This is a genomic window from Glycomyces harbinensis (assembly GCF_900101745.1).
GTDB lineage: Bacteria > Actinomycetota > Actinomycetes > Mycobacteriales > Micromonosporaceae > Glycomyces > Glycomyces harbinensis.
Genome location: NZ_FNAD01000013.1, coordinates 16834 through 39443 on the forward strand (window position 1 = coordinate 16834; position 22610 = coordinate 39443).

Below are 22610 nucleotides of genomic sequence, written 5' to 3' on the forward strand. Positions count from 1 at the left end.
TCCGTGTCCGAACCCGAGTACGCCGGCTACCTCTACGCGCATTTCAAGCGCGAAGGGTTCGACGGCGAGCAGATCCACTTCGCCCTCAGCGACGGCGACGACCCCCTGCGCTTCCACGACCTCAACGGCGGCGAGCCGGTCCTGCGCTCCACCATGGGCGAGTGCGGCGTCCGCGACCCGCACCTCGTCCGCTCCCCGGACGGCGACCGGTTCTACATGGTCGCCACCGACCTGTGCCTTCACAAGAGCCTCGACTGGGACCGGCACCAGCGCCGCGGCAGCCGGTCGATCATGGTGTGGGAGTCGAGCGACCTGGTGGACTGGAGCGAGGGCCGGCTCGTGGAGGTCGCACCGCCCGAAGCCGGCGACGCGTGGGCCCCCGAGTCGATCTGGGATCCCGAAAGGGAGGCCTACGTCGTCCACTGGTCCTCGACGCTCTACACCGATCCCGGACACGAGGGCGAGAGCCACCACCGGATCATGTACGCGACCACCCGCGACTTCCGCGAGTTCTCCGAACCCCACGTGTGGATCGATCGGGGGTGGCACACGATCGACGCCACCGTCATCGAACACGAGGGCGTCTACTACCGCTTCCTCAAAGACGAGCGCAGCCGCGACCGTGAAGCGCCGCTGGGCAAGACGGTCTACTCCGAGACCGCCGCCTCCCTGAGCGCCGCCGACTGGGCACCGCTGGCCGAGGGCATCGGCCTGGGCCCGATCGCCCAGGGCGAGGGACCGCTGGTGTACAAGTCGAACACCGAGGACAGGTGGTTCCTGTGGATCGACGAGTTCACCCCCGACCGCCGCTACGTGCCGTTCGAGACGACCGACCTCGCCGGCGGCGAATGGACCCCCGCGAGCGGGTACCGGCTTCCCGAGGACCCCTGCCACGGCGTGGTCCTGGCGGTCACCGCCGAGGAATGCGAACGGCTCGAAACGGCCTGGCCGTGAAGGCCGGGGGAGTCGAAGTCATGAGCGGATACGAGTCAGGAGCGGCCGAGTGGGCAAACGTGTGACCATCCTCGACGTCGCGGCCGAGGCCGGCGTGTCACGCCAGACCGTGACGCGTGCGATGAACGGCATGGACGACATCAAGGATTCGACCCGCCGCCGGGTCCTGGACGCCGCCGAACGCCTGGGCTACCGCCCGAGCCGCTTCGCCCGCAACCTGGTCACCAGGCAGAAGCAGCACGCGCTCGGGCTGGTGGTGGCGTCCTTCGACAATCCGTACTACACCGACATCGCGGCCAGCGTGCTCGCGGTCGCCGGCGAGCGCGGCTGGCAGGTGATGATGGCGGCCGCGCAGGACGACATGGACCCGGTGCTGGTCATGCTGTCCTCACACGTCGACGTCGTGGTCATGCACGTCGGCGATGCCGGCGCCGAACCGCGCGGGGCCGCCGGCGGCCTGCCGATCGTGTACCTCGAGGCCGAGAGCCCCCTGCCCGGCGCCCACTCGGTCGAGCTGGACATCGAGTCGGGCATCGTGGAGATGGTCGCCGCGCTCCGCGAGCGCGGCGCCCGGCGGTTCGGCATGGTCGACTCCGGATATCTGCGCCGCACCCGCGGCTCCTACGTGCCGACGCCGAAGCGGCGGTGGTTCGAGCGGGAGGCCGGCGAGCAGTTCGTCGGCGCCGCCGTGGGCGAGGAGAGCATCGCCGGGGGAGGACGGGCGTTCGGCGAGCTGCTGGAGGCGCACCCGGACGTCGACGCCGTCCTGGTGTTCAACGACCTCATGGCGCTGGGCGCGGTGCAGCACGCCCGCGCCCGCGGCATCGACGTCCCCGGGGCGGTCCGCATCGTCGGCATCGACGGCCTGGCCCTGGGGGAGGCCGTCAACCCGCCGCTGACGTCGATCGCCCTCGACAGCCGCGGCCTGGCCGCGAACACGCTGGACATCGCGGAGATCCTCGCGAGGGCCGAGTTCGCCGGGCTCGACCCGATCCACCGCAAGGTCCGCTCCAAGATCCTGTGGAGGGCGTCCGCCTGAGATCCCGAGCGAGCGGCCCCGGCGACGTGCCGGGGCCGCTCGTCGTCAGTCTTCGGCGTCGGACCGCGTCCGGCTCGACCAGTAGCCCCCGTCGGGGAACGAGTACCGGTCGATCGACGTCTGGTGCATCTCGGCCGAGTAGCCGGGCTTCGCCGGCAGGACATAGTTGCCGTCCCTCACGTCGCACGGGTCGGTGAAGTGCTCGTGGAGGTGGTCCACGTACTCGGTGACGCGGTCGTCCAGACTGGCCGAGACCGCGACGAAGTCGAAGACCGACAGGTGCTGCACGAGTTCGCACAGGCCCACGCCGCCGGCGTGCGGGCAGACCGGGACGCCGAACTTCGCCGCGAGCAGGTAGACGGCGATGATCTCGTTGACGCTCGCCAGACGCGCCGAGTCCAATTGCAGGTAGTCGATCGCCTCGGCCTGCAGGAGCTGCTTGAACAGGACGCGGTTCATGCCGTGCTCGCCGGTGGCGACGCCGATCGGCGCGACCGCGCGGCGGATCGCGGCGTGGCCGAGGATGTCGTCGGGGCTCGTGGGCTCCTCGATCCAGTGCGGTTTGAACTCGGCGAGCGCGCCGACCCACTCGATGGCCTCGGGCACGTCCCAGACCTGGTTGGCGTCGATCATGAGCTTCGCGTCCCAGCCGATGACCTCACGGGCGATCGCCAGGCGCCGCCGGTCCTCGGGCAGATCCGCACCGACCTTGAGCTTGACGTGCCGGTATCCGGAGTCCACGGCCTCCTGGAGGAGGCGGCGCAGCTTGTCGTCGCTGTAGCCGAGCCACCCGGCGCTGGTGGTGTAGCAGGGGTAGCCGCCGCGCGCCTCGAGCTCCGCGACGCGACCGGCGCGGCCGGGCTCCTGGGCCCGCAGGATCGCCAGCGCCTCCTCGCGTGTGAGGGCGTCGGAGAGGTAGCGCAGGTCGGCGGCGTCCACGAGCTGCTCGGGGGTCATGTCGCACAGCAGCCGCCACAGGGGTTTGCGCGCGGCGCGGGCGGCGAGGTCCCAGACGGCGTTCATGACCGCGGCGAGGGCGATGTGGACGACGCCCTTCTCCGGGCCGAGCCAGCGCATCTGCGAGTCGGACTGGAGCTCGCGGTAGAGCGCGCCGGGGTCGTTCACGACCGTGTCGACGTCGCGGCCGATGAGCTGGACGGCGCGCTGGAGCGCGGTGGCGGTGACGATGTCGTTGCCGCGGCCGATGGTGAAGGTGAAGCCGAACCCGCTCAGTTCGGGGTCCTCGGTGCGCAGGACGATATAGGCGGCGGAGTAGTCGCCGTCCTTGTTCATCGCGTCCGATCCGTCCATGCTCAGGGAGGTGGGGAAGCGGATGTCGTGCGCCTCGACGGCGTCGATGAAGGGCATGGGGACTCCTTGGCTCAGGCGGTGGGGTCGGTGGCGCCCGCCGCGGCGTCCCGGAGCGGGACGGGGCGCCCTTGCGCCGAGGGCCGGCGGATTCGTCGTCGGGAGTTCACGGAGGCCTCCGGTTGCGCAAACGATTGATCATAGACGACGATAGCGTTCCTACCCGGCCGCCGCAAGTCCCGCCCGGGCCGCCGCGGACCGGTCAGCGCCGCGGAGGCGCCGTTGAGGACCGTTCGATGAGGGTCGGCGCCGGCGAGTCGACCGAGCGGTGCTCGACCGGTCCGCCGAGGACCGCGTTCGCCAGCGCGTCGACCGCGGTCCGCCCGAGTTCGTAGAGCGGCATGCGCACGCAGGTGAGCGGCGGCCAGGTGTGCTCGGCGGTCCACGCGTCGTGGATCGCGACCACCGACAGAAGAGCGGGTACGTCCAGGCCCTGGGCCCTGGCCTGGGCGAGCACGCCGACCGCCGCGTTGACGTTCGCGACGACGACCGCCGACGGCGCTTCGCGCCGGGCGAGCAGTTCGGCCGCGGCGGCGCGCCCGTCGGACTCCTGGTAGCCGCGCCAGGCCATCAGCCCCGGGTCCTCCCGCAGGCCCGCCGCGCGCAGCGCCTCGCGGTAGCCGTCGGCGCGCCGCCGCGCGGTGGGGGAGGAGGCGAGGCCTCCCGCGAACCCGATCCGCTCGTGCCCCAAGGCGATCAGATGCTCGGTGGCCTGCCGGGCGGCGAGCGCGTCCGGCACGACGACCGAGCTGGCGCCGGGGAGGATCTGGTGGATCGTGACCACCGGCGACCGTTCGCCGAGGGCGTCGGCGAGCGCCGCCGGGTCGGCGCCGTCCCTGGGCTGGAGCACGATCCCGTCGACCCGGCCCTCGCCGAGGAGGCGGTCGAACATCGTCCCGCCCGGCTGCATGTCCTCGCTGCGGGCGAGGAGCATGACGCAGCCGCGGGCGACGGCCTCGTCCTCCACGCCGCGGGTGAGCTCGGTGAACAGCGCATTGGTCACGTCGGGCACGACGAGCGCGATGACGTCGGTGCGCGCGAGTTTGAGGGCGCGCCCGGCGAAGTTCGGCTGGTAGCCGACCTCCAAGGCCGCCTTGCGGACCCGCTTGCGCGTCGCTTCGCTCAGGCGTGCGGCCGGGTCGCCCGAGAGGACCCTGGAGACCGCCGACACCGACACCCCGGCCCGAGCGGCCACGTCACTGAGTTTCGCCATTCGACAAGTATCGCCCATGCCGACAGGATGCGAGCAATCGATTGCGCATTCGCAGTGTTGCGCGTCGCGCTCGCAGCGCGGGCCCGCGAATCCCCGCAGCGCCTCCGGCGGTCAGTCCGACTCCGGCGGCGGGTCGAGCGAGAGCGCGTCGTCGTCGGGCGTGTCGGGCAGCGACTCCTCCACGCCCAGAAGGTGGTTGGCCATGCGGATCCGGGCCGACTCGGGGTGGTGCGCCCGCAGTGCCCGCAGGATGGCCATGTGCTCCTCGTGGGTGCGGCGGTCCGCGCTCTCCTGGCGCAGGCTCCGCCAGAGGCGTTCGCGCACGGTGCGGCTGGCCAGCGCCTCGATCATGCCCGCCAGCACCGGGTTGCCCGAGTGCTCGGCGATGATGCGGTGGAAGGCGATGTCGATCTCGATGATCCGCTCGTGCTCGTCGGGGCTCGAATCGAGGATCGCCCTGGCCTCGTCGAGCAGCTTCGCGGCCTCCGCCAAGGCGTCCTCGCTGATGAGGGGGGCGGCGAGCCGGGCCGCCTCGCATTCGAGCAGCCGCCGGATCGCGTGGACGTCCCGCGCCTGCCCCTCGCCCTGGAGGTCGACCACGAAGCCCATCGGCGCCAGGAGCCGGGAGAGGTCAAGGGCGGTGACATAGGTTCCGTCGCCCTGCCGGGTGTTGAGGACGCCCAGGATCGAGAGCGCCCGGACGCCTTCGCGCAGGGAGCCCCGCGAGACGCCGAGGGTCTCGGCGAGCTCCCTCTCGACCGGCAGCCGCTGGCCGGGGTGCAGCTCGCCGCTGAGGATCATGCGCTTGATGCCGTTCACGACATCGTCGGTGCGGGTCATGCCAGCAAGTATGTCCGAAGCGATCCCCGCCCCGCGAGCACCGGCGCGACTCTTCCGGCACGAGTACGCCGGGCGTCGCTCCGGCCCGGGCCGTGCCGAAGCGCGGGGCCCGGATTGCAACGCCTCACTCGCTCGCGCGAGTGAACGTCAAATGCGTGACATTGCCGGGCGACGAGGTCGCCTCGATCTTGAACCGCCCTTCGAGACCTTCGAGCCCGTCCCAGAGGCGCACGCCCCGGCCGAGCAGGATCGGGACCACGGCCACGTGCATGAAGTCGATGAGCCCGGCGGCGAGGAAGTCGCGGACCACGGTGGCACCGCCGCCGATGCGGACGTCCTTCCCGCCGGCCGCCTCGCGGGCGGCCTCCAGCGCCTCGGCGGGAGTCGCGTCGAGGAAGTGGAAGGTCGTGCCGCCCTCCATCTCGATCGGCGGGCGCACGTGATGGGTCAGGACGAAGACCGGCGAATGGAACGGCGGGTTGGAACCCCACGCGCCCTGCCATTCCGGGTCCTCGTGCCAACCGGGGAAGCCGAACTTCCCGGCCCCCATGATCTCGGCGCCGATGCCCGGGTCGTGCTGGCGGACGAAGGCGTCGTCGACCCCGCCGGTGCCGCCGGCCTCCCACCACCGGGTCGCGAACATCCATTCGTGCAGCCGCTCCCCGGCATGTCCGAAGTACGCTTCGCGGCTCGTGCCCTCACCGGTGCCGAAGCCGTCCAGTGAGATCGAGAAGTTGTGAACACGTGCGAGTGACATGGCCGATGCTCCCTCTTCCGGTTCCGTCCAGTATCCGACCCGCGAGACCCACCGCGCGGACCGGCCCGCAGCGAGGGCGCCTCGCCGGGTCCGGCCCGTACCCCGGGTGGGGCCGTCCCATGCCGGTCGCACCGCCGCGACCGGTGCGAGGCGCTGCCGATCGCTAGTCGGGGGTGCCGCCGCGCCGGTGTCGTTCGGCGAGGCGCCGGACCTGTTCGACGGAGATGTCGCCGACCCACTCCCAGCCGGGCTTGGCCGTCGGGCCCACTCGCGGGTCGGCGGGAACGCGGCCCTCCCGCAGGGCCAGTACGTACGCCCGATCCAGCTCGATCCGTGCGCGCAGCTCATCGGCCCCGCCGACCGACCCGTGGCCGGGCACGACGACCTCGACGCCGCCCGCCGCCTCCTCGAGCAGCCGCAGCCCGACGAGGTACTCCTCGATCGGATCATTGGAGTCGTTCAACTGGTCGAGGTTGGGCACCAGGACGTCAGAGAGCATGTCGCCGGCCACGAGCACCCCGCGTTCCCCGATGAGCAGCGCCGCATGGCCCGGCGCATGCGCCGGATGCTCGATGACCTGCACTTGCGGCCCCTCCCATGGGATCTGCCTCGTTCCTGCGGGCAGGCCGGTGATGAGGCCGAACAGGTCCAGCGGCGTCTCATCGGCGATCTCCGGCGGCAGTCCCTCGGCGACACGGGCCCTCCAGTCCGCGTCCGACCGCACCTCCCGCATGAAAGCCGCGCAGCGTGCGGTGCCGTACCGGGGCGCCTCGCCGAACTCGGGGTGCCAGAGCACGTGATCCCAATCGGGATGCGTCGCGAAGCCCGCCGCGACGCTGCGGCCCGACTCGCGGAGGTCGCCCGCGAGGCAGGCCATCTCGGACTCCGTCAGCCCGGGATCGACCAACAGCACCCCGCTGCGGCCCTGCACCACAACGGCATTGTTCTCGAGCAGCCCGCTCTGATGGACCAGTACACCTTCCGCCACCTGAGTCAGCATCGGACACCTCCCCGGTACCAATTCCGTTCGCCTGGATTCATGCGCTACGCCGCTGCGACGGGACGGTAGCGGACGTCCACTTCGGCGACGGGCGCCGGACCTTGCGCGTGCCGGAGCCGGATCGGCCGCCCTCCGGGATTGTCGAACACCCGGATGCCGTCGCCGAGCAGCACCGGTGCGATGTGCAGGTCGATCTCGTCGATCAGACCCAGTTCGAGCAGTTGACGCCCGATGGTCGGCGAGAGGATCTCGAGGTTCTTGCCGGCGGCCGCCTCCAATCCGATGCGCACCACCTCGGCCACGTCGCAGTCGAGGAACGTGGCGCCGTCGGCGGGCGCGGCGTCTTCGGGGTGGTGGGTGAGGACGAAGATCGGGCCGTCCCATGCCGCGCTGTAGGGCCTGGCGGTCGGGTCGAGGTCCCAGCCGTCCCGGCCGCCCAGGACCGCGCCGGTGGTCGCGATGTACTCCTCTTCCACACCGTCGCGACCGGTGAACCCGGTCATCCAGTCCATGGCGTGGTCCGGCCCCGCCACGAAGCCGTCCAGGGACATGGTGAAGTGGAACAAGACCTTGCCTTCGGCCTTCTGCGGTTCGACGTCGATCATCAGGGGCTCCTTCGCTTCTCGCGCCGGCGCGAAAGCACCCGCTACGAGTGGGGACGAGACGGCATCCCGAAACTCATCGCCGAATCCCGCCGGTGTCCCGCCGGTAGGCCGCCTTGTGAGCAGCGCTGCCCACCGCCATAATGAGGTCGGCGAAGGCCCGAGACGAGCAAGTCCGCGGCCTTCGGGACCGAACCGCCGCAAACCTGAGGGACTCGACCCGATGTCAATGATCGCGAAGCGAAGGCACAAGGCCGGCAAGGGACTGGAACAGTGGTTCCGGCCGACCGCTCCGGCCGTGCGGGACCGCATCGAGACGGCGGACCGGTGAGCGGCGGGCAGGGACCGTCGAACGGCGATCGATTCGCCGTGGTCAGCCGGCGCGTCGTCTTCGTCGCGGGCAGCGCCCTGATGATCGGCGGCATCCTCGCGATCCTCAGCGGACGAGTGGCGCTCGGCATCACCCTCCTCGTCGTCACCCTCATCGCGGCGATGCTGCGCGGCCTCTACACCGTCCAGCGCGGACGGCGCGCCCTCGCCGAACACGAACGCGCCCAGGCCCCCGCCGGCTCGGCCCGCGGCCCCGGCGCCCCGGCACCGGTGGACCAGGTGGTCGCCGCCCTGACCGGAATGAACGGCGACGGGCTGCCCTACCGGATCGACGCCGCGCGCACCCCCGACGGCGTGCGCGTCGACGTGCAGTGGAAGCAGCAGGAACTGCGCTGGCAGACCCTCTTCGTGCGCGGGTCGCGGGCCTACGCGTGGCGCATGGAGGTCGACCTCGACCCCTCCGCGGGGACGTACAAGTTCATCGAGCACTCGGGTCAGGCGTCCGTGAAGGCGGCGGCCGGGCCCACGGGCGCGACGGCGTACGGCAACTGGACCTGGCAGAAGGGCAAGACCTCCCACGGCACGTCGGCGAGCTTCGTCGAGGGCGCCGACGGCCAGGTCACCGTCACCGGTCCGGCCGGACCCCGCACCTCCTGGGAGGGCGCGGTCATGATCAAGCCGGGCGACGCCAAGGTCCCGGTGTTCACCGTCCTGCGCGACCACGGCTGGCGACCGCGCCTGGACTGGTTCGGCGCGAGGATGTTCGAGAAGTAGCGCGGCGCCCGCGTCAGCAGATGAGGCGTGAGCGGAGGGCTTCGGCGACCGCGTGGGCGCGGTCGTGGACGCCGAGCTTGCGGAACAGGCGCTTGGCATGGCACTTGACGGTGTCGATCGACAGGAACAGCTCCGTGGCGATCTGCGAATTCGACTTCCCCTCGCTCATGGCCCGCAGCACCTGGACCTCCCTGGCGGAGAGCCGGTCACCGCGCGCCCGACTCGCCTGCAGCGGGATCGCCGCGGCGGCGCGGACCGCACCGGGAAACGTGAGGATGATCGAGCGCGCGACCGACGCGGTGAGCTGATCGGGCTCCGAGCCGGGACCGCAGATCAGCGCCCCGATCCCGGACGCGATCGCCCGGGAGGCCGTGAACGGCGAGATCGGGCCGGTGAGCACCACCTCGGTGTACTCGCAATGGGCGTGCACGGCGTCGGTGAACACGACCGGATCGGTGCCGATGAACGCGAGGTCGGCCACGACGAGGTCGGCGGGGGACCGCCGGTGGGCCTCCAGCAGCTGCGGCAGGTCGGCGACCGTCGCGACCGATCGCGACACGCCCATGAACTCGGCGCAGGCGCCGATCCGGTCCCGCGCCGCCTCGGTGGACAGTCCGACGATCATCGTCCTCACCGCGACCAGTCCTTCCTCGTACGAGTGCATTCGGTGTGCGGAGGTGCTGGAGGCAAGGCGGATCCTGTCGTCTGATGACGCGCGGAACGCGTCGGTGATGTTGCGGTGCCACGGATGCGGTGCGACGTCTCGCGCAGGCCGCCGAGTGCACCCGAACGCGAACTGCGACCGCTCCACAGCGTCCAGCGCCAATGCGTCACGCCATATAGATTTACGCGTGAGCGGGCATTTGGTCGTTGGCGCCGAGGACAGCGTTTCGACCGGCCGGTTGTTCCCGGGCACAGGTCGCGCGACAGGCGTTTCCCCCGGACGTTGAAGGCGGCGATAGCGACAATGGAAACCATCGAGTCGACCAGCAGCACGGCGGAAGAGGTCATCCGCCGCATCGGCGACGGCGTCCTCGCGATATCCGAGCGGATCACCGCCCGCATTTTCGCGGAGATCCCGTTCTACGTCAGCGGTGCGGTGGCGACTCGGGAGCAGGTGCTGGAATCGGTCAAGGCCAATGTCGAGGACGCGTTCGACCGCTTGGCGGGACGCAAGTTCGACCTGGCGTCGGCGGTCAAGACCGGTCGCGTGCGCGCGCAGCAGGGACTCCCGCTGGCGGACCTGCTCTCCTCGTTCCGGATGGGATACGACGAGACGTGGACGGCGATCATCCGGGCGGCACGCCTGCCGCCGGCCATGCCCGCCGACGAGGTGGTCGACCTGTCCCGCAACTGGTTCCACCTGCACAACCTCGTCGGCGACACCTTGATCCACGCCTACCGCGAGGAAGCCCAGCACCTGCTGCTCACCAGGGAGCGCGAACGCGCCGCGCTGGTGCACGTCCTGCTGTCGAACGACGTCGGTCTGGCCACCGTGGTCGAGGTCGCCGACAAGCTGCGGCTGCCGGTCGAGGGGGCGTTCGTCGTCGTCGCGGCGGCGACCGGCCTCGGCGAGGACCCCATTCCCCGGATCGACTCGAGCCTGTCGGCCATCGACGTGAACTCGGTCTGGCACCTGACCCAGGACGCCCTCGTCGGGGTGGTGTCGCTGGAGAAGGCCTCCCGGGCGCAGCCGGCGCTGGAGGTGCTGAGCCGCCACGCCTCGGGGCCGGTCGGGGTCAGCCCGGTCTTCGGTCCGCTCCGACGCGCGGCCTGGGCGCTGGGGCTGGCGCAGCTGGTGCTGCGGCGCCATCCGGGCGGCGACTCCGTCGAGCAGTTCCAGGACAACCCGATGAACGTGCTGGTCGCGTCGGCACCCGATGCGGCCCAAGAGACCTCGCGGACGATCCTCGGCGGTCTGCTGCACCTGCCTTCCGACCGCAGGGACATGCTGCTGGAGACCTTCAACGCCTGGATCGAGTCGGGCGGCTCGGCGCAGGCCACCGCCGAGGTCTTGACGTGCCACCCCAACACGATCCGGCACCGGTTGCGCCGCATCGAACTCGCGACCGGCAAGAGCCTGGCCCACCCGGGGGACATCGCCGAACTCGTGACCGCCTGCCACGCCTGGACCCAGCTCCCGCCCCAATCCTGGAACTAGAGCGCCTTCACGAACCCCTGACGGTCGGTCCGGCCCCGCCGGGACGTCAGCCCAGGATCGCCTCGATGACCGCGGTGTCCCCGTTCAGCTCCAGCAGGTGCACCACATACCCTCCGGCCTCGGGTCCGGGCGGCTCCTCCCCGGCTTCGGCGCACGAGAGGCTCCCGCCGCCGTCGGCGTGGATCGCCAGGGTGCAACCGGGCTCGTACAGCAGACCGCCGCCGCCTCCCATGCCGTCCGGGTCGGTCAGGCTCACCTGGACGCCGTCGTCCTCGACGGCGGCCTCCACCGTCCACTCGCCGTCAGACCCTTCGAGAGGGAATGCGACCGAGTCGGTGAAGGACACCTCGCATTCGCCGTCGCCACAGGACTCGTAGTCGGCCTCGTCCGCCTCCGGTTCCTCCGACGCCGCCGTGTTGGGGGACGGAAGCGCGGGGGAGGAGGCGTCGGGAGTCGGGGAAGCCGCCGTGGCAGGGTCCGAGCTCGAGTCGGAGGCGTCGTCCGGCTCCGCTTCGGCGCCGCAGCCGGACGCGGCCAGGATCGCGAGTAGTCCACCGATCACCATGTGCCGTTTGAGAAAAGCTCGCGAATTCGTCATGCGCCGATTCTAGGCAGCCTCCCGGGAACCGTCCCCAATGGCAGGCGAATCCGCGAACGCGACACCCCCTCCGCCGAGCGGCGGGTCGCCACCGGCTCTTAGCATTCGGTCATGACTCTCCTCGTCCTGGGCGCCAACCCCTGCATCACCCTCTACGACGGCGACCGAACCACCGCCTTCGCCTCCGTCTGGCGCGTGGACTGGTCGACCCACGGCAGCGGACACGCGCTCGTTCTCGGCACGCGCGAACGCATCCGGATCATCGGCCCCGACCTCGAACTGGCGGCCTGGCTCGGCACCGAGTTCAACCGGCACCTCACCGCCGTCCGATCGGGCATCGAGTGGCGGGAGCCCGAACTGACCGCCGCCCCGGTCGAGTTCCGACTCGACCTCGAGCGCGGCCTCGACGTGGTCGGCGACGACGTGTCCGTGACGATCGCCGGACCGATCGACCGGTTCCTGACCCGCAACGACGAGTACGACCTCGGCGGCACCCCGATGATCCTCTCCACCGTGTGGATCCCCTGCGCCGAAGGCTCGATCGCCGTCGGCGGCGGCCGACTGCCGGGCGCGCCGCGAGTGGACCCGGACGGTCCGTCCTCGACCGCGTTCATCGCGGAAGCCGAAGTCTGGTGCACCGCCGACCACCCGCGCCACTGACACGACCGACGGCTCGGCGACGTCCCGAGCGTCAGGAGTCCGCGTACGGCACGACGAACGCGGCCGCGATGTCGTCGAGGAGCGACGCGTCGCCCTCGAGTCCGACGATCCCTTCGGCCACCGCCTCCTGCGGGGAGACCGCGCCCGCCAGGAAGTCGCGGAACCGCGGGCCGGCGGTGATGCGCAGGTCGGGGCTCCCATGGTCGCCGGGGACCACCGTGACCTCGCCGTCCCGGACGAGGACGTGAGCGGTGGCGTCGCCGACGTGGACGACGAACACCGCGTCCCGGCCGGGCCGGGACCCCGCGCCCGCCGCCACGCGCAGCCCGCTCACCAGCGACGCCTCGGTGACGATCTCGCCCTCGCGAGGCTCCCGCAGTTCCCCTGCCCCCCAGAGCGACAGCGCGTCGAGCGCGGGCATGAGCGCCAGGCCGCGGGCGGTGAGGCCGTAGACGACCGACCGGTCCGCGCCGCGCCGGACCTCGCGCACGACCAGCCCGTCGCCTTCGAGCTCCTTCAACCGGGTCGACAGCAGGTTCGTGGGGATGCCGGGCAGACCCGCGACCAGGTCCGAGTACCGCCGCGGTCCGACCGTGAGGTCGCGCAGGATCAGCAGCATCCAGCGCTGGCCCACGACCTCGGCGGCACGCGAGAGGCCGCAGTACTGGTGGTACTCCCGATTCGCCATGTCGCCGATACTATCACTTGACTTCATATTTTAAAGTATGGTGCAATAAATGAAGAAGCAGAAACCGATCAGTCCGCGAACCCTGGAGGGCCGCATCATGGCAACCACGACCACACTGACCGTCGACCTGTTCGTCTCCGTCGACGGCTGGGCCGGCAGCGACGGGCTACCCGGCTACTTCGGCTATTTCGGCCCCGACCTCGGCGCCTGGGACCAGGCCGAAGGCGCGCTGCCCCAGCGAGTGATCATGGGTCGGCGCACCTACGAGGCGTTCGCCGAGCTCCCGGACGAGGCCTGGGGCGACACGTACGAGATGACCATGGGCCTGGACAAGACGATCTTCTCCACCACGCTCACCGAGGTGCCGTGGCCGAACGCCAGGATCGCCACCGACCTCATCGCCGAAATCGCGGCGATGAAGGCCGACGGCGGCGCTCCGATCCGCACCTGGGGCAGCCTCGCGCTCGTCCGCCAGCTGTTGAACGCGGGCCTGGTCGACCGGCTCCGCATCCTCACCTTCCCGCTCTTCGCGGGCGACGCCGGGCGCAACGCGGCCTTCACCGAGGTCGCGTCCGCCGACCTCGAACTGGTCGACCACCGCGTCCTCGACAACCGGATCGTCCTCACCGAATACCGTCCGACCGGCAAGGACATCCCCCGGGCCTAAGCGGAGGCGAAGTAGGTGTAGACCTCCGCCTCCCAGGAGTTCAGCAGCGCCATCTCGATGATCGCGCCCTCGACCTTGTCGGATTCGATCGTGACGCACTTGTTGGCGGTGAAGGACTCGCCGGGGGCGATCTCCGCGACGTCGAGGAGGTCATTCGGAACGATGCCGCAGGGGCTCTGGAAGGTGAAGGCCTCGTTGCGGGCGCCGACCAGGAGGTCCGTGGGAGCGGCGGCGGCGTCGCCCTTGTTGGTGCCGGTCAGCGTGATCATGAAGTACTGGGACCCCGCGGCGGGGGCCGCATTGGAGGCGTCGGCGCCCAGGATCGTCTCGGTCGCGTCGGCTTCCACGGCGGTGACGGCGACGTCCCAGGTGTCGACCATGCCCGGCGTGCACATCTCGAGCGGGGCGTCGATGTTCAGGCCGGCCTCGGGGGCGGCGTCAACGGGCGTGTAGTCGCACTCGACGACCACGGGAGCGGCCTCGGCCGTCTCCTCGGCCTCGGCCTCGGTTTCCGTGCCGGTCTCGGCGTCTTCACCGGAACCGCCGGTGCACGCGGTGAGTCCGGTGAGTCCCACGAGGCCGATTCCGGCGACGGCGAGGAACTTCTTGACGGACAGTTTGACGATGAATGGGTCCACGATCGGTCCTTCGAGCGGTGGCGTGTGTGACGCCAGTGAAGCTACTGCACCGGCGCCACGTCGACTGCGGGCGGCGCCTTCGAACTCGGGCGTGTCGTCCCGTCGCGTCAGGCGCCGTCTTCCGGCGGTCAGCCGCTCGTGTGCAGGCCGAAACCGATGCGGCCCGCGGGCTCCAGTCCCTCCCTCAGATGCAGCGAGGGGATCTCGTAGTCGCCGAAGTTCTGCGGCCGGAACGGGATCGGCTCGGTCGACTCCAAGGTGAGCAGGCGCTCCTCCCAGGCCTTGGCGACGTCGGGGTACTCCTCGTCGGTCATCCGGTCGGTGCCGTACAGCACGAACGGCGGCAGCACCTCGATGCCCGGGTAGTAGAGGATGCCGTGGTGGATCGGGAACAGCAGATCGTCGATGGGGCCGTTGATCCCGCGCGGGGCGTAGTGCGACTGCGGGCCGCCGGCGGTCACCGACAGCAGCGCCCTCCTGCCCGCGAGGGTGCCCTCGCCGAAGCGCTCGCCGTACTTGGTGTCGCTGTGCTCGCCGACGCCGTACGCGAAGTGGTAGGTGAACACCCGGTCCACCCAGCCCTTGAGGATCGCGGGCATCGCGTACCACCACAGCGGGAACTGGAAGACGATCGTGTCGGCCCACAGCAGCTTCTCCTGCTCGGCGACGACGTCCGGGCTCAGCGTCCCGGCGTCGAAGGCCCGGCCCGAGTCCAGGGCCACCCGCAGCGGCGTCGACGCGGCGGGTCCGTAGTCCGCGGCGTCCACGGCCGCCTTCCAGTTCATCGCGTACAGGTCGCTCACCCGCACCTCGTGCCCGGCGCCCTCCAATGTGGATACGGCGAGGTCCTTCAGTGAGCTGTTGAGCGACTTCGGCTCCGGGTGCGCGTAGACGATCAGCGTCTTCATGGGAACTCCTTCGGTTCTGCTTCGTCTGGAAGCGGTGCCTCCGATTCTGGGCGCCCCGGCGCCCCGCGTTCAGGGGCGCCGCTTCCATCGGACAGGCCTACCTAGGAACGGCAGGACCACCTTCGCGGGCGCGGCCGCGGCCATACTTGGCCCATGGACGATCTCGCGGGCTTCCTGCGGACCCGGCGCTCCCGGGTCGACCCGGCGTCCGTCGGGATGCCCACCGGCAGGCGACGCCGGGTCGAAGGACTGCGCCGCGAAGAGGTCGCGCAACTGTCGAAAGTCAGCGTCGACTACTACGTGCGCCTGGAACAGGGCCGCGCGACGCAGCCCTCCGGGCAGGTCCTCGACGCGCTCGCCCGCGTCCTCGGCCTCGACGAGACCGAACGCGGCCACCTCCACCGGCTCGCCCGGCAGCGCCGCCGCGGCGAGGCGCCGGCCGGCCGCGTCCGGCCGGAGGTGCTGAGGGTCCTCGACCTGGTCGACGGCGCGCCCGCGCTCATCATGGACCACCGCCTGGACGTGCTCGCCGGGAACCGCCTCGCCGGCCTCCTCTTCGGCCGGCCGATGCCGGGCCTCAACACCGCCCGGCACCTGTTCCTCGACGAGGCCGAGCGCGGCCTCTACGCGGACTGGGAGCAGTGCACGCGCGACGTCGTCGGGCATCTGCGCCTGGCCGCCGGCAGGTACCCCGAGGACCCGCGCCTGGCCTCGCTCATCGGCGAACTGGCGATGGGCAGCGAGCGCTTCCGCCGCCTCTGGGCCCGCGCGGACGTGCGCGCCCGCACCCACGGGCGCAAGGCGTACCGGCACCCGCTCGTCGGACTGCTCGAACTGCACCAGGAGAACTTCGGGCTGCCCGGCGAATCGGGCATGGAACTGGTGGTGCTGTCCGCGGCCCCCGGCAGCCCCGCCGACGACGGGCTGCGCCTGCTCGCGGGCCCGGACCCCCGCACCGCACCGAGCCCGTAACCGCCGGGCCCGCAACGAAAGCGGGCGACCGCGGCTCCGGACGAGCGTCGCTTCGGCGCGGTCGTAGGATGCGGGGAACCCTGCCCCGCCAATGCGAAGGGATCCCCCCGATGGGTCGTCGCACCACTCCCGTCCTCACCCTCACCAACGCCGTCCTCCGCCCGGCGGCCCGATCGCGCCGCGACCCCGACCGAGCCTGGGCCCGGGCGGTGAACGCCGCCCAGCGCGAAGCCGGCGTCGAGGCGGACAAGAGCGACCAGGACTGGATCGAGGAGTTCCGGTTCCTGCTCAACTGCGTCGCCGAGGTTCCGAGCCTGACGCCGATCGGGTGGATCAGCAGCCTCAACGACGCCCAGCAGCGCCTCGTCACCCGCCTGCGCGTCCGCCGACTGCACCACACCCACCCCGAGATCGGCGCCGAGCCGATCGAGCGGCCGATCTTCGTCGTCGGCCTGCCCCGCACCGCCACCACCCTGGCCCACCGCATCCTCGCCATGGCACCGGGCCACCGCGGCCCGCTGCGCTGGGAGATGGCCTGCCCGGACCTGCCGGTCGACCCCGACACCGAGCGCCAGCGGGTCAAGCTCGCCGAGAAGGCGAACGTCGTCACCAAGTGGGCCCCGGACTTCGACATCGTCCACCCCGTCGAGGCCACCAAGGCCGAGGAGAGCATTCTCCTGCTCCCGCAGGGCATGTACCACGTCCTGTACCACTCGCCGATGCCCCGCTACCAGCGCTGGCTCGCCGAACGCGACGCCGCACCGGACTACCAGTACCTCAAAGAGGTCCTCCAGGTGCTCCAGCACGGGCGCGACCGGCGCCGCTGGGTCCTCAAGAACCCCTTGGACCTCGCCCAGATGGCGACCATCAAGCGTGTCTTCCCCGACGCGACGTTCGTGTGGACCCACCGCGACCCGATCACCGTCATGGGCTCGCTGTGCTCCCTGATCGACCTGTCCTACTCGCTGTTCCTCAAGCACATCGACCGCGCCGCGATCGGGCGCCTCGCGCTGGAGGTCATGACCGAGACCGTCGAGTCCGGCCGCTCCTGGCGCCAGAACCACCGCGAGAGCATCATCGACGTCCCGTACCACCGGCTCAACGCCGACCCGGACCGCTATGTGCCCGAGCTGTACCAGAAGCTGGGCGCGACCTGGAGCGCGGCCGACGCGGCCCACCTCGCCGACGCCCTCGCGCGCCCGGTCACCGATCGCCGGCACGAGTACACCATTCGGCAGTTCGACCTGACCGAGGACCAGATCGAGGCCGCGTTCGGCGACTACCTCAAATGGGTCGTGACCCTCAACAGCTAGGCGAGGAAGAGCCCCGGCCGGACGCGTTCCTGCGGCGGGTCCGGTTGGGGCTCTTCGCGACGAGGCGGCCACGGTGATCGCGACGGCGATGGCCGCGAGGGAGCACTCCGCGCCGTCGGACACGCGCCTCCGGCACCACACCGCCCGGCCCCGGCGAGGATCGAGGGGGCCGGGCGGCGGCCGTCAGCGGTGGTGGCTGTAGAAGTTCTGGGCGCTCACCATGCGCTCGTAGTCGGAGAACGTCCGGTGCACCATGTCGTCGTCGAGTCCGTAGGCGCCCAAGGTGTACTCGTGCTTGCGGTCGCGGATCGGGCGTTCGAGCGCCTGGGAGAGGTGGCCCTCGTCCTTGACCGACCACTCGAGGCCGAGCTGCTGGTACAGGCGCGGAACGTACGCGTACGGATCGTCGGCGAGCAGGTGGTAGGGCGCGTCCACCACGGCCGACAGGTGCCGCTGCCGGAACGACCGGCCCGACTCGACGATCTCGGCCATCAGCTCCATTGCGTACGCGCCCAGCGCTTCGCGGTCCACTCGGGTCACGAACAGGCTCTGGGCGAGGTCGGCCAGACTGCACAGGGAGCCCATCACGGTGACGGGGCTGCGGTGGGTCCACACGAACGTCGCGTCCGGGAACACCTGCTGGATGGACGACATCTCACCGAGGTCCAAGGGGTACTTCAACACCCACCGGTGCGGCGAGCCGTCCGTCATCCGTGGCCGGCCGTACTGGAGGACCTGGAGCGCCGACTTCAGGTACTGGTAGTCCACAGTGTTGTCGCGGGCGGCGAACCACTTCCGGTACTCGGGCATCGGCGCGTGGAACAGCAGGTGGTACATCCCTTGGGGGAGCACGAACATGCTCTCCTCGGGCTTGGTCGCATCCACGGGGTGGATGTGGTCGAAGTCCGGGGCGAAGCGGGTGGCCGAGAACTGCTTGGCGACCTTCTTGACCAGCTGCGCCTCCTCGGCGGCGCTGCGCTGCAGATCGGTGCGGACCATCTCCCACAGGCGGGGGCCGCGGCACTGCTTGGAGCGCGCGAGCACCTGGTGGGCGAGCGTGGTGGCGGTGCGCGGCAGGCCGACCACGAAGATGGGCCGAACGATCGGCTCCGCGCCGATCTCGGGGTGCTCGCGGTGCAGCGTGCGGATGCGCAGCCGGTTCCGCAGCCGGGCCTGGGCGTCCATCATCGTGGTGACCCAGCCGATGGCCGACAGGTCGCGAACGTCGGCGACGCAGTTGATGAGGAACCGGAAGTCCTCGATCCACTCGCGGTCGCCCTCGTCGACGGCGCTGCCGGTGTCCTTCTCGACGCGCTGGACGGCCTTGGCCCAGGCCTTGTCGGGGTCCTTGCGCGAGCGCAGCATCGGCGCCATGGCCGCGTTGGCGACCTTGAATACGGAGGTGGTTCGGTTGTTGCCCATGGGGGTGGGGTCCTCTCGGAGAGGCGAATGGTCGCGGACGGAGCCGGCGTGTGCGGTCTGGAGGCGTTGTGAAGAGCCCGAGGCGATCTTAAGGGTTGCGGCGGCCGCCGCGGCGCCCGGAAGCACTACGCTCGCTGCGATGACCGACCTCCTCGGCGCACTCGCTCCTCATCAGAGCCGACTGATCGAAGCCTGGCTGCCCGGCCTCGTGGTCGAGGCCGACATGAGCTGGAACCTGGTCGAGACCACGGTGCTGCGCGCGAGGATCGGCGAGCGGACCGTCGTCGTCAAGGCGGGCGGCGCCGCGGACCGCCACATCGAGCGCGAGATCCGCGCGCACCGCGAGTGGACCGGGCCGTGGGTCCGACGAGGCAGGGCCGCCCGGATGCTCCACGCCGACGTCGAAGCGAAAATCCTGGTGACGGAATTCCTCTCCGGCACCCTGGTCCAGGGAACGCCGGCCGCCGCCGAGAGGGACACCTATGTGCAGGCCGGCGAGCTGCTACGGGAGTGGCACGCGCAGACGGCGATCGAGGATCCCGACTACGAGCCGCGGATGAACGCCAGGGCGCTGGCCTGGCTGGACGGACCACACCGGATCGAGTCCGCGCCCGCCGAGGAGCTGCGGGACATGGTCGGGTCCTGGCCGTCGGTCGCCGCCGTTTGCGTTCCGACCCATGGCGACTGGCAGTGCCGCAACTGGCTCCTCGACGACGGGGTGCTGCGCGCGATCGACTTCGGGCGCGCGGGGCTGCGACCGGCGGCCGAAGACTTCGAGCGCCTGGCCGTCCAGGAGTTCGCGCGGCATCCCGGCGCGGAGGAGGCGTTCCTGTCCGGCTACGGCACGGACCCGCGCGAGCCCGACGTCTGGTTCCGCCAGCGCGCCCGCGCCGCGATCGGCACTGCCTGCTGGGCCCACCGGATCGGCGACAAAGCCTTTGAAGCGCAAGGCCACCGGATGATCGCCGAAGTCCTCGCGGAGTGGCCTTACGCGTGGAGTGCGGGCCCGTAGGTCAGTTCCCGGGTGCGGCCGTCGAGGGCGCGGCATCCATCGCCGCAGCGTCCGCGGATCCGGCGAAACCGTGATCTTCCGGTGCGCCGGTGCGCGCGCCGGGGACAATCGAGTTCGAGCAGAGGAGGACGAACGATGATCATCAACGTGGACCGCTCGAGCGTCGCGATGGGGGACGACCTCGACTCGCACGCCGAGACGGTCGACCTGCCGGAGTCCAGCACGATCGCCGAGGCCGTCAGCTACCTGCGGCAGCGCGGATACCTGGCGCAGATCTCGGGCGGGCGGGCCACGTGGGTCCTCGAGGTGAACCGCAAGCCCGCGGCCGTGATCGCCCAGCAGTGGGCGGAGCCGAAGTTCGTGGTCGACCCGTCCGACCCGCTCGGATCCTTCGGGAGCGAGGTCTCGCTCATGTTCAGGTACCGGGCGCAGATCGACCCCGACGACCTCTTCGACACGCTCGCCGCCGACTAGTCGCGCCGGAGCCGCGTCGCGGAGGCGAAACCCGGGGGCCGATGCAACCCCCGGGTGGGTCCGATCCGTAGAAACGGCGACGGAGAAGCGACGAAAGGCAATCCATGACCCCCGAATCCGAGAGCGAGTTCCGCGCGTACGTGGAGGCCAGACGCGGTGCCCTGCTCCGCACGGCGTTCCTCACCTGCGGCGACTGGCACCGCGCCGAGGATGCCGTCCAGACCTCGCTGATCAAGCTGTACGGAGCCTGGAGCCGGACCCGTCGCGAGACCACCGACGCCTACACGCGGCGGATCCTCGCCAACGTCCTCATCGACCAGACCCGCCGCGGCTGGTTCCGCCGCGAAAGCTCCTACGCCGACCCGCCCGAGCAACCCGACGCGAGCCGGCCTGACGACCAGGCCGAGGCCGCGTCGATCCTCGCCAAGCTGCCGCTGAAGCAGCGGGCCACCCTCGTCCTCCGGTTCTGGGAGGACCAGTCGGTCGAGCAGACCGCCAAGATCCTGCGCTGCACCACCGGCACCGTCAAGAGCAACACCGCGCGCGGCCTGAAGACCCTGCGCCAGCACTACGCGACGTCGAACCTCGCAAGCCAAGGGAGCAAGTGATGAACGAAGACGAAGTGCGCGACCTCCTCGGCAAAGCCGCCTCCGGGCCGGTGGACGTCGGCCAGGTGGACCCGGAGGCGATCGTCCGGGCGGGCAAGCGCGGCGCGATCCGCGCGCGGGTCGGGATCGCCGTCGCCGGGGGCGCGGCCGCGGTGCTGGCACTCGGTGCGGCCGTAGGCATCCCGATGGCGTTCGGCGACGACGACATGGCCGCGTCGGGCGGCGCGGCCCCCGAGGACCTGCCGACGGACGACGTCGCGGACGACTTCCTCGACCAGTGGACCCGCGCCGACCACGGCAACTGCCCGCTTCCCGATCAGGCGGAAGAGAAGGAGCGCACCGCCGCGGCCTACACCGCCACCCTGTTCGAGGGCCTGGCGGACCTCGGCGGCGAACCGCTGGGGAACTGCCTCACGACCCGCCCGGACTACGACGGGTTCTACGACTACGGCGAGGGCACGTACTTCCTCCAAGAGGCGGTGGCGTTCCCCGGGGCCGACGGCACCGCTCCTGACTGGGCCTGGTTGACGGGGAGCGTCTGGGAGACCGGGGGCGTCGACTACGAGTCGCAGATGGAAGAGGAGGAGTGCACTTACAGCCCGGGACTGACCTGCTCATGGATCGACAGCGAGGAGGGGCGGGTCCTGTTGATGGAGGGCACCCGCACCGACTTCTTGAACCCCGACACCGAGGAGGGCGGCTCGGCGGACTTCCCGATGGTGGGGGCGTTCCTCTTCCGCGAGGACGTCGTGTTGAGTCTGGGCTTCTCGCTCCGCTTCGAATCCGATCAGCCCGGACCGACTCTCGAAGAGGTCACCGAGATCCTCAAGTCGATCCCGGTCGGCCAGGAGGCGCCCGAGGTCGAGCCGCCCGCCGAGCGGGACCTCGCCGACGAGCTCGCGGCCGCGGTGGCGAACGCGGTCCCTGGGGCCGTGGTCGACACGCCCTCGTTCGACCTCGTCCGCCTGCACGCGGACGTCGCCGAGTACGGCGGACCGGTCTACGGCTCGGAGGCGACCCACATGGTGTTCGTCCTGGCCGAACTCGAGTCGGGCGAGACCGTCCGGTTCTACCTGCAGGCCGAGCAGGTCACCGGCGCGGGGGACGAGCCGGCGGAGGAGATCGCCGCGGCCTACGCGCAATGCCGGGACGCCGAATGCGAGACCGCGACGGACGATCCGCGGGACGTGTCGGTGCACCGGACCATCGAGGCCGAGCGCCCGGGCCTGACCGCCCTGGAGTACCGCACGGGCGACGGCTGGATGATCGGCGTCGGCGTCGAGGCCGTGGACGGCACCGAGGCCCCGCCGGTCGACTTCGCGACGCTCGACGCGATCGTCGGCGCCATCCGCTGACGATCACCGCATAGGACGAAAACCGGCCGGGCGCGGAAGCGCCCGGCCTTTCGAGCGCGACCCGCGGCACCTGAAGCGCCTGCGTCGCCTGACCCACAAGCGGTCGGAGGCGCTGCGCGAGCGCGCGCTCGGCGTCGAAGCACGCGACCTGGTCGCCAAGGGAGCCCCGCCGTGGCAGGTGCACCAGTACGCGTTCGCGATCCTCGCCCTCGAATCCGAACCGGTCGACCCGCGCCTGTGAACGCCTGCATGCGGGT

Annotated in this window: 24 protein-coding genes and 1 pseudogene; 13 read left to right on the forward strand and 12 right to left on the reverse strand. The window is 71.0% G+C overall.

Features of this window, described 5'->3' with window-relative positions:
• The first annotated feature begins 3 nt into the window (after window positions 1-3).
• Complete coding sequence (locus BLQ63_RS19225) at window positions 4-954, forward strand: glycoside hydrolase family 43 protein (RefSeq protein WP_091038897.1); 951 nt, start codon at window positions 4-6, stop codon at window positions 952-954.
• A gap of 49 nt (window positions 955-1003) precedes the next feature.
• Entirely contained in the window at window positions 1004-1993 is a 990-nt protein-coding gene (locus BLQ63_RS19230; RefSeq protein ID WP_091038900.1) for a LacI family DNA-binding transcriptional regulator, read from the forward strand.
• Between the two features lie 45 nt (window positions 1994-2038).
• Here the strand turns inward: BLQ63_RS19230 and BLQ63_RS19235 are convergent, their stop codons facing one another.
• The 6 genes from BLQ63_RS19235 to BLQ63_RS19260 form a co-directional block, all read right to left on the reverse strand.
• Window positions 2039-3361: an L-fuconate dehydratase gene (locus tag BLQ63_RS19235; protein ID WP_091038902.1), complete on the reverse strand. Its 1323-nt coding sequence runs from the start codon at window positions 3359-3361 to the stop codon at window positions 2039-2041.
• 202 nt (window positions 3362-3563) lie between these two features.
• Complete coding sequence (locus BLQ63_RS19240) at window positions 3564-4574, reverse strand: LacI family DNA-binding transcriptional regulator (RefSeq protein WP_091038904.1); 1011 nt, start codon at window positions 4572-4574, stop codon at window positions 3564-3566.
• A gap of 111 nt (window positions 4575-4685) precedes the next feature.
• A complete protein-coding gene (locus BLQ63_RS19245; protein WP_091038907.1) occupies window positions 4686-5414 on the reverse strand; it encodes a FadR/GntR family transcriptional regulator in 729 nt (242 codons plus the stop codon).
• 124 nt (window positions 5415-5538) lie between these two features.
• The gene (locus BLQ63_RS19250; protein ID WP_091038909.1) at window positions 5539-6171 is read right to left on the reverse strand and encodes a dihydrofolate reductase family protein; all 633 of its coding nucleotides are present in this window, start codon (window positions 6169-6171) and stop codon (window positions 5539-5541) included.
• Window positions 6172-6334: 163 nt separating this feature from the next.
• A complete protein-coding gene (locus BLQ63_RS19255; RefSeq protein ID WP_091038911.1) occupies window positions 6335-7171 on the reverse strand; it encodes an MBL fold metallo-hydrolase in 837 nt (278 codons plus the stop codon).
• A 44-nt stretch (window positions 7172-7215) separates the two neighbouring features.
• Entirely contained in the window at window positions 7216-7776 is a 561-nt protein-coding gene (locus tag BLQ63_RS19260; protein ID WP_091038914.1) for a dihydrofolate reductase family protein, read from the reverse strand.
• 324 nt (window positions 7777-8100) lie between these two features.
• Here BLQ63_RS19260 and BLQ63_RS19265 point away from each other — a divergent pair, with 324 nt between their 5' ends.
• Window positions 8101-8877: a hypothetical protein gene (locus tag BLQ63_RS19265; protein ID WP_091038916.1), complete on the forward strand. Its 777-nt coding sequence runs from the start codon at window positions 8101-8103 to the stop codon at window positions 8875-8877.
• A 13-nt stretch (window positions 8878-8890) separates the two neighbouring features.
• On the opposite strand, the gene BLQ63_RS19270 is transcribed toward BLQ63_RS19265, so the two are convergent.
• On the reverse strand, window positions 8891-9541 hold the full coding sequence (locus BLQ63_RS19270; protein WP_245681021.1) for a helix-turn-helix transcriptional regulator: 651 nt from the start codon (window positions 9539-9541) through the stop codon (window positions 8891-8893).
• Between the two features lie 303 nt (window positions 9542-9844).
• Here BLQ63_RS19270 and BLQ63_RS19275 point away from each other — a divergent pair, with 303 nt between their 5' ends.
• Window positions 9845-11038 carry a PucR family transcriptional regulator gene (locus BLQ63_RS19275; RefSeq protein WP_091038919.1) on the forward strand — a complete coding sequence of 398 codons (1194 nt, stop codon included), beginning with the start codon at window positions 9845-9847 and terminating at the stop codon, window positions 11036-11038.
• 46 nt (window positions 11039-11084) lie between these two features.
• On the opposite strand, the gene BLQ63_RS19280 is transcribed toward BLQ63_RS19275, so the two are convergent.
• Entirely contained in the window at window positions 11085-11636 is a 552-nt protein-coding gene (locus BLQ63_RS19280; protein WP_143014998.1) for a hypothetical protein, read from the reverse strand.
• A gap of 111 nt (window positions 11637-11747) precedes the next feature.
• On the opposite strand from BLQ63_RS19280, the gene BLQ63_RS19285 reads away from it, so the two are divergent.
• Complete coding sequence (locus BLQ63_RS19285) at window positions 11748-12296, forward strand: hypothetical protein (RefSeq protein ID WP_091038924.1); 549 nt, start codon at window positions 11748-11750, stop codon at window positions 12294-12296.
• 31 nt (window positions 12297-12327) lie between these two features.
• Here the strand turns inward: BLQ63_RS19285 and BLQ63_RS19290 are convergent, their stop codons facing one another.
• On the reverse strand, window positions 12328-12984 hold the full coding sequence (locus tag BLQ63_RS19290; protein WP_091038927.1) for a winged helix-turn-helix transcriptional regulator: 657 nt from the start codon (window positions 12982-12984) through the stop codon (window positions 12328-12330).
• A gap of 49 nt (window positions 12985-13033) precedes the next feature.
• On the opposite strand from BLQ63_RS19290, the gene BLQ63_RS19295 reads away from it, so the two are divergent.
• Window positions 13034-13651 carry a dihydrofolate reductase family protein gene (locus BLQ63_RS19295; RefSeq protein ID WP_091038929.1) on the forward strand — a complete coding sequence of 206 codons (618 nt, stop codon included), beginning with the start codon at window positions 13034-13036 and terminating at the stop codon, window positions 13649-13651.
• Here the strand turns inward: BLQ63_RS19295 and BLQ63_RS19300 are convergent.
• Together BLQ63_RS19300 and BLQ63_RS19305 are read right to left on the reverse strand one after the other, a co-directional pair.
• A complete protein-coding gene (locus tag BLQ63_RS19300; protein ID WP_091038931.1) occupies window positions 13648-14289 on the reverse strand; it encodes a hypothetical protein in 642 nt (213 codons plus the stop codon). The two genes, BLQ63_RS19295 and BLQ63_RS19300, sit on opposite strands and share 4 nt — an antisense overlap.
• 128 nt (window positions 14290-14417) lie before the next feature.
• Complete coding sequence (locus tag BLQ63_RS19305; RefSeq protein WP_091038934.1) at window positions 14418-15197, reverse strand: NAD(P)H-dependent oxidoreductase; 780 nt, start codon at window positions 15195-15197, stop codon at window positions 14418-14420.
• 153 nt (window positions 15198-15350) lie between these two features.
• Here BLQ63_RS19305 and BLQ63_RS29675 point away from each other — a divergent pair, with 153 nt between their 5' ends.
• Both BLQ63_RS29675 and BLQ63_RS19315 read left to right on the forward strand, forming a co-directional pair.
• Window positions 15351-16169, forward strand: coding sequence for a helix-turn-helix transcriptional regulator (locus tag BLQ63_RS29675; protein ID WP_091038936.1), 819 nt, complete (start codon window positions 15351-15353; stop codon window positions 16167-16169).
• A 110-nt stretch (window positions 16170-16279) separates the two neighbouring features.
• Window positions 16280-17482, forward strand: a complete 1203-nt coding sequence (locus BLQ63_RS19315; protein ID WP_177155016.1) for a sulfotransferase family protein — start codon at window positions 16280-16282, stop codon at window positions 17480-17482.
• A 183-nt stretch (window positions 17483-17665) separates the two neighbouring features.
• Here BLQ63_RS19315 and BLQ63_RS19320 read toward each other — a convergent pair whose 3' ends face one another.
• Window positions 17666-18904, reverse strand: coding sequence for a sulfotransferase family protein (locus tag BLQ63_RS19320; RefSeq protein WP_091038940.1), 1239 nt, complete (start codon window positions 18902-18904; stop codon window positions 17666-17668).
• 139 nt (window positions 18905-19043) lie between these two features.
• On the opposite strand from BLQ63_RS19320, the gene BLQ63_RS19325 reads away from it, so the two are divergent.
• The 5 genes and pseudogenes from BLQ63_RS19325 to BLQ63_RS29355 all read left to right on the forward strand — a co-directional run.
• Window positions 19044-19916 (forward strand): phosphotransferase, encoded by an 873-nt coding sequence (locus BLQ63_RS19325; protein WP_091038944.1) that lies wholly within the window; start codon window positions 19044-19046, stop codon window positions 19914-19916.
• 135 nt (window positions 19917-20051) lie between these two features.
• Window positions 20052-20390 carry a hypothetical protein gene (locus tag BLQ63_RS19330; protein WP_091038946.1) on the forward strand — a complete coding sequence of 113 codons (339 nt, stop codon included), beginning with the start codon at window positions 20052-20054 and terminating at the stop codon, window positions 20388-20390.
• Between the two features lie 104 nt (window positions 20391-20494).
• Window positions 20495-20998, forward strand: a complete 504-nt coding sequence (locus BLQ63_RS19335) for a SigE family RNA polymerase sigma factor (RefSeq protein ID WP_091038949.1) — start codon at window positions 20495-20497, stop codon at window positions 20996-20998.
• Window positions 20998-22353: a hypothetical protein gene (locus BLQ63_RS19340; RefSeq protein ID WP_091038952.1), complete on the forward strand. Its 1356-nt coding sequence runs from the start codon at window positions 20998-21000 to the stop codon at window positions 22351-22353. The genes BLQ63_RS19335 and BLQ63_RS19340 overlap by 1 nt, the downstream gene beginning before the upstream one ends.
• Window positions 22354-22414: 61 nt before the next feature.
• Window positions 22415-22594 (forward strand): annotated as a pseudogene (locus tag BLQ63_RS29355) (hypothetical protein); the annotation flags it as partial.
• Window positions 22595-22610: the final 16 nt, after the last annotated feature.